Source organism: Rhodopirellula maiorica SM1, from assembly GCF_000346295.1.
Taxonomy (GTDB): domain Bacteria; phylum Planctomycetota; class Planctomycetia; order Pirellulales; family Pirellulaceae; genus Novipirellula; species Novipirellula maiorica.
In genome coordinates, this window is the sequence record NZ_ANOG01000654.1 from 1 (window position 1) to 6,725 (window position 6,725).

Genomic DNA, 6,725 nt, shown 5'->3' on the forward strand with positions numbered 1-6,725 from the left:
GTGTTGTGTTCGTTTTCAAAATTGGTGACATAGAAATCAGTAACTCCATCTCCATTGAGATCGCTTGTGGCGATGCCCATCGAACCTTGGGTTCTTGACAACGCATCATTTGCCAATCCCACGATGGTCGCCGACTCTACGAGTTGAAACTCACTCGCTTGGTCATTCTTGGTCCAGTAGTGGTTCGAGGTCATATCGTTCGCGATATAGACATCATTGATCCTTCCAGGGCTAAAAGTCCCTACAACCACTCCAAGGCCGCGCCCAAGTATTTCGGGGTGAGCCATCCAAGTTCGATTCGCCTCTTGCCAACCACCCCTGTTTTGGCCTTTGTAAAACACGTCGGGCTCGGCGGAAAAAAACAGGGGAGAGCAACTACGATGACCCTCGACCCCCTCGGATGCACAATCCACCAAGCTTGGCGATAGGCCTGCGGCATAGTTGGTGACCACGGCGTCGGCAATGGAATCTCCATCGATGTCGGCAATCGCCGCACTGGTAGACCATGTCGTTATCTTTTGCTCTGAAAGCCAGCGGTCGCTCGCATCGGTGAACGTCCCATCACCGTTGTTGATCCATAGATGATTCGGACCATAGTTGAGTACCAACAGGTCGTCAAAACCATCCGCGTTGACGTCCCCCACCGCGACTCCCTGGCTGAAACCGCGATCCTCGCAATTGCTGAGTGACGCAACGTCGATAAACATCCCGTTCCGATTGCGAAACAATGCATTCGGAGCCGAATCCAAGTTGGGCGGTGTGCCACCGGCCGTCGTAAGATACAAATCGGGCCAACCATCACGGTCATAATCAAGCACGCCGCCGCCACAGCCTAAACTGCGGTGAATTCGGATGCCTGGCTTGTCGAGCTGGTCTCCGGTTCTGCCAAAAAAATCGAGCCCCCGCTCCGATGCCTCGTCGACCAACAACGGTGTCACGAACGACGTCCAGCGAGTATCTTGCGACATCACCATCGACTGGGTTCGTCCGCTGAGTTTTGCCAAAATCGCCGTGTTCTCATCGAGCCCCTTATCAGCCCACCGCTGTAACGGAATCTCAAGTTGCCACGGTGTTTGTTGACTGAGACGCTGGACGATTGATGTTCGGAGCTCGTTGATTTTTGCGGTCGCATCCACGGCGTCCGCAGAGAGTTCCGTCAGTCCGATCGACAACCAAGCTTCTGCTTCCCACAGACGCCCCAGTTCTGCAAGCACGTTGGCGATCTGAATCGACGATGCCCCGGACGGATCATTGAGCACTTCTCGATCCGCTTGCAATTGCCGCAACCTCGATAACAGTCCTGCTCTTTTTCGTACGAGGCCGACGTCCGCAGATGAAGGATCCTGTTGGAGCATCGCGGAAGCGAGCTTGTCCCAAATCTGAACCTGGTCAAAATCTCGTTGAGCCGCCTGGGCGTACGCTTCCAACGCGATTTCCGGCTCTCCTGCGGTGTTTGCCCAATCGCCGAGAGTCAGCCAATAGTCTGCGTGGCCAGTGATGCCGCTTGGCAGTTTGCTACTCCAGTCCACCAATTGTTCGTGTTGGCCAGCTAGAACGAAAGCACGTCCCAACATCACCTGGGCGACAATATCATTTGGGTGCTGCGCAACAATTCGCTTCAGATTTTTGATGCAGTCGCTAAATTGCCCACGATCTAGATGAAAACGTGCTTTGCCAATCAGCGGACGCAAATCCGCAGGATTCCGTTCAGTCATCGCGACCAGCGAGTCCGCTTCTTGCGTTCGGCGAGCAGGATCTCCCAAGGTTTTCAGCAATTCCGCGTCAAAGTTTCGCTGCTGAACCAAAACATGAGCATGTTTCGCTGCTTCGCGATGACGTTCCGTTCCGAGCAAGAAGCTGTGCAGTAGTTTTCGCATGCCGAAATTCGTGGGCTCGGCCTCAACGCCATGCTCTAGAAGCTCGATCGCTTCAAATAATCGACCGACCGAAATCAGACCCGTGAATGCTTGTTGAATCCGAGCCTCTTGTTTGTATTGCGTCACGACACAAGCCTCAACAAGCAATTCCGCCGCCAACTTCGTTTGACCACTCATAAAAGCAGCTTTTGCTGCAATCTCAAGCGTAGCGGGATCGTCGGGGTTTTCGATCAATACACGTTCAATCAGTGCTGCAGCCTCCGGCCATTGCTGAGCATTGGCATGAGCTTGCATCTGTTGGATTGCTGAGCGACTCTCGTCGGAGGAAACTTTCGAGTGGACATCGCGACATCCTGCAAAACAAAGCAAGACGCAAACCGCGGCAATCGCCAAACCAAGTTGTCCAAACGTGGCCCCAAACGCAGAGACTGTATCCAAGAATTCTGCCTGTCGTCCGATCACCCGCGTCCCAGTTTGATACGGATACGCCAACGGACGAGCAAATGATTTCACGGTGTCGCTTTTCATTCGAGGCTGCAATTCAGACTTGCCGTACAAGAAAACGAAACCGGCAATATCGACGCAGTCATTAGGAGGTGGGAAACACTTCATTACCATGCAAGTCACGGCAACGCCAGAGCTCGCGTTTTGTGTTGAAGTGTCAGTCAATCACGGTGTTAGTCAATCACGAAGGAGTGTTATTGTAACCTCGTCACCGACCACCGGACGGTCGCAGCTGAAGTTTTGACAGCGGTAGAGTGTTGGTTTTCCATCAATCATTTCGCGATGCTGATTTAGCGAAGCGACCGGTCCCGATTCCGGAGCCTGGCCAATCACCCACGACAACGTAGCGTGCGGACGGTAGCGGCCGAGAAAACGCTTCCGCCACGCCGCCATGGTTTCAAGATCCGGGACGGCGAGCACCCACTGTTCGTGGTCGTGCAGCATCCGATCCAGCGCCGATAGTAACGCGCCACATGCCGCCGCTTGCGTCTTTAAAATAGGCCCCGCTAATTGCAGAGTCCGCTCGGCTGCATTGCGATAGGCATCCACGCCGGTCAATCGTGACAGCTTCAATAACGCAAGCGTCGCCGACGCATTTCCGCTGACCACACTGCCGTCATGCCAATCTTTGGTGCGAGTGATCAACGCCTCTGCATCATCCGCCGTGTAGAAAAACCCGCCTGATTCGGGATCTTCGAAGTGTTGGACCATCGTATCGGCTAACTCGACAGCCCGGCCAACCCAGCGGGCATGGCCCGTCGCTTCGAACAATGCCACAAAGGCTTCGGCCGTGTATGCATAATCGTCGACGTACGCATCGAGGTGGGCATCACCTTGCCGAAACGCATGATACAAACGCCCCTTTTCGGACGTCATCTGTTCCATCATGAATTTGGCCGAACGTTCGGCAATGGCAATGTAGTCGGGGCGATCGAGCACGCCGCCCGCGATCGCAAACGCCCGAATCGCCAATGCATTCCAACCCGCCAGGATTTTGTCGTCTCGCCCAGGACGCACGCGTATACAACGATGTTCACGCAGTTGCTCACGATCCCTCGCCAATTCGGCTGCCAAATCCAGATTGCCCAATTCGCTTGCCCAATCCGCTATCGACTTTGGCAGGTTGGGGATGTTTTTGCCTTCGAAATTCCCTGCTTCGGTGATGTCGTAAATCTGACAAAACCGTCCTCCGCGTTCGCCTCCGAGCACCGAGATCACTTCGGCAACGGTCCAAACGTAGTACTTGCCTTCGACTCCTTCACTATCCGCATCCTCGCTGCAGTGGAAACCGCCGGAGGGGTCACACATTTCGCGAGCAAGATAGTCGAGAATCTCCGTCGCCACATTGGCATGCCGCTCGTGTCCGGTCACTTGGAACGCGCGAACGTAAACTTCGGCGAGCAACGCGTTGTCGTACAACATTTTCTCGAAGTGGGGCACCAACCATTGAGCGTCGACACTGTAACGAGCGAATCCGCCGCCGATGTGATCACGAATCCCGCCGGCGGCCATCGCATCGAGCGTCAATTCGGCTGCGTTGATCAATGCTTCGTCCCCAGCGGTTTGCCCGCGACGCAGCAACAAATCAAGATCGGTGGCGTGCGGAAATTTTGGCGCCGCCCCAAAACCGCCACGTTCTCGATCGAGGACGTCGAGCAAATGGTTCGTCGCGTCACGAATCACCGAATCGTCGGGCATCGACGTTGCGGGTTCGCTAACTCCAAGTGCCAATTGCCCGAGGGATGAGGTGACTTGCGCGGCATGCTGCTCGACTTCGCTGCGACGGTTTTGCCAAGCGTCCGCTAACGCATCAAGGATTTGCGCGAACCCCGGCATGCCCCGCTGGGGCGATGGGGGCCAATAGGTGCCAGCGTAAAAAGGTTGTTTCTGGTGATTGAGGAATACACTCATCGGCCAACCGCCGCGGCCGGTCATCAGCTGCACCGAGTTCATATAGATTTGATCGATGTCGGGACGCTCTTCGCGATCCACCTTGATCGAAACAAAATACTTGTTCAGAAATTCGGCGATCGCGGCGTTTTCGAAACTCTCGTGTTCCATCACGTGGCACCAATGACAGGCCGCGTAGCCGACCGACAAAAACACGGGCAGATCCGCATTTCGCGCTTTCTCAAACGCTTCTTCCCCCCATGGATACCAATCCACCGGGTTGTTTTGGTGCTGAAGCAAGTAGGGGCTTAACGAAGATGAAAGACGATTCATGATTGAGGCACCCGATGCTTGTTTGGGGAAAGCGTTCCGCGGTTGCTTGTGGAAAGCGTTCCGCGTTAACTAAACGTCCGTCACGGAGCGAGACGGTTTGCGAGATCGTTCGACAGAGGGCCGAAAATGAGGACGCGACACCGGCGGATGTTCCACAGCAACGTCTGCTTGCTCCGCCATCGCAGCTCGCTGCACCGGACTCTTGGCGGCCGCATCCAAATCACCCAAATATTCTTCACGCACCTTGGGATGTTCCTTGACTTCATCCGGGCTTCCGTCAATCAACACTTGGCCTTGATAGATCACATAACAACGATCCACCGTGCCCAGAATTTCACGGGCGGCATGGTCAGTAATCAAAACGCTGATCCCGCTATCCCGCAACTGCTTGATCACACTTTGAATCGACTGGACGGTGACCGGATCGATCCCCGCAAACGGTTCATCAAGCATCACGATTTTGGGATCCGAGACCAAGCAACGGGCAATTTCCAAACGACGTCGCTCACCGCCGCTCAGCCCCGCAGCACGGCTTTTGCGAATGTGAGTGATGTTAAATTCTTCGAGCAATTGTTGTGTGCGATGTTTCCGAGCCGCGCGATCCATCCCTAACAATTCTAACAGCGCCGAGATGTTTTGTTCGACCGAAAGCTTTTTGAACACGCTGGGTTCTTGGGGCAAATACCCCATGTGCCCGTCCCGTGCCCGGCGGAACATGGGCCAATCGGTCACGTCGGTGCCATCCAGGAAAACGCTGCCGCGATCCGGTTCGACCATCCCGCAAATCATGCGAAAACTGGTGGATTTTCCCGCCCCGTTTGGACCGAGCAATCCAACAATTTCCGCCTTGTCGACGTGCAGATTGACTCCGTCCACGACACGGCGACGCCCATAGGTTTTCTGCAAATCGACAGCCTGCAGAATCGGTCGATCTTCGGAAATTGCATCCATGCTGTTTCTGCTCTTGAAAAAGAAAGGGGTGCGGAGAATGTCAATCTAGCGGATCAACTTCATGCGGCGAAAATTAGGAGTGAAGGGAACCGGTTGATTCCACGAATGCGGCCAAAACACCAACAGTGCCTTGCCCACCAACAAATCGCGAGGAACGAAGTCCGCTCGGGCCCATGCGTCTGCTTCGGCGGTCATTCCCGGACGCAACTTCGTGCCGGCCCAACAGCGTGCATCTAAACTTTCGGGGCTGTTGTCGCCCATCGGGAAGAACTGATCTTCCTCGAGCCGAAAACTGACGCTACGCCGTGTCTGCCAGCCTTCGAAATCGGACCACTGCTCCGGCTCGGCCATCACCTGCTGAAATTCAGCCATCAACCGTCGCATCAATTCTTGATTGCGAAAACTGAAACGTCCGTTGGTCAAATCCCGCAGCTCTTCGATTTCGTAATCGTACATACCGGCATCCGAGGACTTCGTGGCGATATAATATTTGTCACGATCGATACGTAGATGATGAACCGTGCTGGTTCCACCACGTACGGCGACACCCAAGGGTGCGGCATCCAGCGGTTTTCCGGCGCTGACGTAATGAGGGTGATTCTCGTCGTCGGAGAGAAATTCACGCGAATCGTAGGTCGTGGGAGCATCGAATTCGACAATCGAATCATCCACCCACAACACGATTTGGTCGTCACAATTGCTGAACCGCACGTGATGTCGCGAGCCCGCAGTAAACGTCGTGCGCGCTGTCGGATGCAGATTCGGTTTTTCGCCATTGGCACTGAACCCGCGTGTGTCATCCTCACCAATGCTCAGCACCGCGGTGCCGGAGGTCAAATCGATCGTGCAACGATAGGGGATGCCGGCTTCGACAATCTCGAAAACCACTTCCTTGCTTTCGGCTGAGGTTTCCACATCCGTTTCGAGAATGAGATCCCCCACCCAGTGGACGCCGTCACGCGACAGATCGCTTGAACCGTACGAGGCCCGTCCATCAAACTGCTCGGGCCCCTTGCCCGATTCAAACGAGGGGCTAAATGTCCCCGACGAATAGCCTCCGTTTAGCATGCGTGCGATTCGCGAAAACCAGCCCGACCGAGTCGGCAGCAGCGTGGGACGTTCGTCGTACACATAATCGGCATCCACGGTGACGTAGGATCCGTAGGCGTA

Annotated in this window: 4 protein-coding genes; all 4 read right to left on the reverse strand. The window is 54.9% G+C overall.

The genetic code is table 11. From position 1 onward, the window contains the following. Window positions 1–2,390: FG-GAP-like repeat-containing protein (locus tag RMSM_RS21025; protein ID WP_160168340.1), on the reverse strand; the 2,390-nt coding region annotated here is incomplete at its 3' end. A gap of 168 nt (window positions 2,391–2,558) precedes the next feature. Beyond that, the gene (locus RMSM_RS21030) at window positions 2,559–4,604 is read right to left on the reverse strand and encodes a thioredoxin domain-containing protein (protein WP_008700888.1); all 2,046 of its coding nucleotides are present in this window, start codon (window positions 4,602–4,604) and stop codon (window positions 2,559–2,561) included. A 69-nt stretch (window positions 4,605–4,673) separates the two neighbouring features. Continuing rightward, on the reverse strand, window positions 4,674–5,555 hold the full coding sequence (lptB, locus tag RMSM_RS21035; RefSeq protein WP_008700890.1) for an LPS export ABC transporter ATP-binding protein: 882 nt from the start codon (window positions 5,553–5,555) through the stop codon (window positions 4,674–4,676). A 45-nt stretch (window positions 5,556–5,600) separates the two neighbouring features. Beyond that, window positions 5,601–6,725, reverse strand: a 1,125-nt coding sequence (locus RMSM_RS41160; protein ID WP_040768669.1) for a S26 family signal peptidase, incomplete at its 5' end; no start/stop codon positions are given.

Excerpts from the sequence above, each read along its gene's own strand:
- RMSM_RS21030 (WP_008700888.1), bottom strand. The coding sequence starts at position 4,604 with ATGAATCGTCTTTCATCTTCGTTAAGCCCCTACTTGCTTCAGCACCAA.
- lptB (WP_008700890.1), bottom strand. The coding sequence starts at position 5,555 with ATGGATGCAATTTCCGAAGATCGACCGATTCTGCAGGCTGTCGATTTG.